The organism is Bacillus sp. SRB3LM (genome assembly GCF_015712745.1).
Lineage (GTDB): Bacteria > Bacillota > Bacilli > Bacillales > Bacillaceae_G > Bacillus_A > Bacillus_A thuringiensis_K.
In genome coordinates this window covers 1-2969 of the sequence record NZ_VWVQ01000031.1, presented here as the reverse complement: position 1 = coordinate 2969, position 2969 = coordinate 1, and the positions used below count along the sequence as shown (strand labels likewise).

Sequence of the window (2969 nt, the reverse complement as noted above, 5' to 3'; positions counted from 1 at the left end):
AAAAAAATATATTTAATCATGGATAAATCAAAAATTGTAGAAAAGATCAAAAATAAAATATTTGTCAACGGTAAGCGGAACGGAGTGAGCATTAAGGAGTTGACAAACTTACTACACCCAAACCCTCTTGATGTATCAAAAGGTAATACCTTTTGACCTGCTTACCGGCGAGGGAGCCCCCTCAAAAAGTGAGGGGGTTGGGGGTGTTTTTTTATGGGGTCTGGGGAAGATTTCCCCAGTGGGTTTGGGCAACGCCCAAGGTTTTGTTTTTCGCCATGCTTAATCATGGCTTGGCGAAGCCAACGAGCCTCGCAGAGCACGGCCAAATGTAATTTGGTATAACGTGCTAGACCATATAATATGGGTCTTGCTGATTCCCATGTTATATTAGTTATCAAAAAGGGGGTTTTCGCTCATGGCTCACGTTCAAAAATACACAAAAGGAAATATACAAGGACTATCTATTCACTGGGACAGAAAAACAGAAAATCATTCGAATCTAGACATTGATAATGAGCGGTCTGATTTGAATTATGATTTATACGAAAAAGAAGGAGATACACTTTCTCGTATGAATCAGCGTTTAAGTGAAGTACATGCCCTTAAACGAAATGATTTAAAAGTGTGTGCAGATTGGATTGTTACGTTGCCAGAAAATTTGAAGGGGATTTCAGAAAACGAGCAACGGGAATTCTTTGAGAAGACTTATGAGTTTTTAGTAAATCGTTATGGTGGGGAAAAGAACGTACTTTCAGCGAATGTTCATATGGATGAAACAACACCACATATGCACTTTGCTTTTATGCCTGTTGTGTGGGACGAGAAAAAACAAAGGGAAAAGGTTTCAGCAAAAGAAGTGCTAACACGTAAAGAGTTAAAAACATTTCATCAAGACTTAGATACTTTTTTAAAACAAGAAATTCCGCATATCTACAAAGAAGGTATTTTGAACGATAAAACAATTGGTGTAGATACGGTGAAAGATTTAAAAAAGCATTCGGAAGAAATTCAAAAACAAAAAGATCAACAAAAAGCAGATGCAACTGCAGAAATGAAAGTGTTTAAAGAACCAAAACAAGTGTTGAAGAAAATCGAAGCATCAGCAAAGAAAACGATGTTTGGAGATAAGGTTACATTGCCATCTAAGGATTTTGAGAAATTAAAAGATTTATCTGTATCTAGCATGAAAGTACAATATCAAGCTGAAAAAAGAATGGTTGCAGCAACCAAAAAAATTGAGGAATTGGAAGAGAAGTATTATGAGGCTGATCGAAGGGCAGATAATGCTGAATTTGAATTTGGTTTATTAGAAAAAGAAGTAGACAAGCTGAAGAAATATAGAACAAACGCTATTGTGTATAAAAGCATTTTGCAAGATACAAACAGACATATAGAAATTGGCGAATTAGAAAAGAAAGGACGTTTAGTCCTTTTCAATTTAGAAAATGGACATGAGCCTAAAAATCAAAAGGAGGGCCAACAGTGGCTTTCTATCTTGGAGGAGAATAAAAAGGCTAAGACAATCTCTCAGAAGCGCCTAGAAGCTTTTATAGAACGTTTAAAAGCGTTTCTGGATAAAATACTAGGGAAAGAGAAAGAATTCTCATTAGAGGGCTTAAAACGTAAATCAGAGCAGTTAAAACAAACGAGACAACTAAAGACAAAGAAAGATAGAGGGATGGAACGTTAAAAAACGATACCCGTTACAATGGGTATCGTTTTTTTGCTCTATTTTTTCATAGATAGAATAAAATTTACGTCTTGTTGGTATACGAGCAACACAGTGTTCTCTGTATTTTGTATGCAGGGAACATTTTTTATTTCTTTTTGTCTTTTAAAACTTTTAAATTTTCAAAGTTGTGTTCTTTAAATAATTCCTCATTTTCATTTTTATTGATTAATATTTTACCCTCAAATGAAACGTATTTTATTTTATCTCTGCTATCTTGAAATGCTATTTCTGGATTAATAATATAAGCATTTGCATTGCCTATTTTAGCTACTGAAATAAATCCATGTTCTTTTAAAGTTTTTATTGCATTGTGTATTGTTGTACGCCCTTTATTAAATTGTTCCATCAACAATTGTTGAGAACAGACAATTACATTACGATTGTTCATATTTTCTAGAAAGAAAAATAAAATATTACTTGATAAATGATGATTTGTTATTAACCATCGGATCTCTTTCATATGACTTTTGTAAAGTTGTACAAAAGGCGGATTTTTCTTTTCTAATTCTTTTCTTTTAGCTTCTTCTTGTTCTGCCTTTTCCAAGTCAATTAATTTTTGAATATGACTAACTGGAAGACCTGTTAATTCAATGATTTTCATAAATTCTTCTTTAGAGATTTTTATATCAGTTTCGTTTTCATTTTTCATAGTTTTATTTTTGCTCCTTTCGTATATTTTGAACATTAGTGTTCAAAAATATGAACAACCTATTCAATATCTTAAACAACACGTTTATAAAAATCAATATTATTTTAAACAAGTTGTTCATCTATGTTCAGCCTAGGAGTGAACATTTATGTTCAGTCTAGGGTTGAACATAGATTACTAGAAAACCTTTATAAATCAATGTTTTTAAGCTTGTACTCTCTATATCTCTTAAAGGGCTTTCCCCAATACAAGGGTCGAGTAGTATTTTTTGAGAAAAACACTCAAAAAATCTCCACTCTTTTGCCCTTGTATTGGGGAATTCGGCGGGAATTGATATATTGCCAAGCCGAACAGACCAAAAACGAGGATGTAGGTTGCTCGACTTGAATTAGCAATTATACCCGCCGAACCGCCAGTTCTATCGTTCTAAGTAACATGTTTACTCTTTATATAGTTACGTGAAGTTCCAGGGGGCTAGCCCCCAAACCCCCAGCCAGCACTCACACCCAAAAACTAAGAGGGAATTTCGACAAAGTAAAGGATAAAGATTGACATTGATTTATGTATACGGTATTAGGAGTCACCATA

At 33.9% G+C, this 2969-nt stretch carries 2 protein-coding genes; one reads left to right on the top strand and one right to left on the bottom strand.

Annotated features, from left to right (window positions below; genetic code table 11):
* Positions 1 to 415: 415 nt before the first annotated feature.
* The gene (gene mobV, locus F3I02_RS17150) at positions 416 to 1690 is read left to right on the top strand and encodes a MobV family relaxase (protein WP_196478229.1); all 1275 of its coding nucleotides are present in this window, start codon (positions 416 to 418) and stop codon (positions 1688 to 1690) included.
* A gap of 127 nt (positions 1691 to 1817) precedes the next feature.
* Here mobV and F3I02_RS17145 read toward each other — a convergent pair whose 3' ends face one another.
* Positions 1818 to 2381 (bottom strand): replication/maintenance protein RepL, encoded by a 564-nt coding sequence (locus F3I02_RS17145; protein ID WP_196478228.1) that lies wholly within the window; start codon positions 2379 to 2381, stop codon positions 1818 to 1820.
* Between the last annotated feature and the right edge of the window lie 588 nt (positions 2382 to 2969).

Excerpts from the sequence above, each read along its gene's own strand:
- mobV (WP_196478229.1), top strand. The coding sequence starts at position 416 with ATGGCTCACGTTCAAAAATACACAAAAGGAAATATACAAGGACTATCT.
- F3I02_RS17145 (WP_196478228.1), bottom strand. The coding sequence starts at position 2,381 with ATGAAAAATGAAAACGAAACTGATATAAAAATCTCTAAAGAAGAATTT.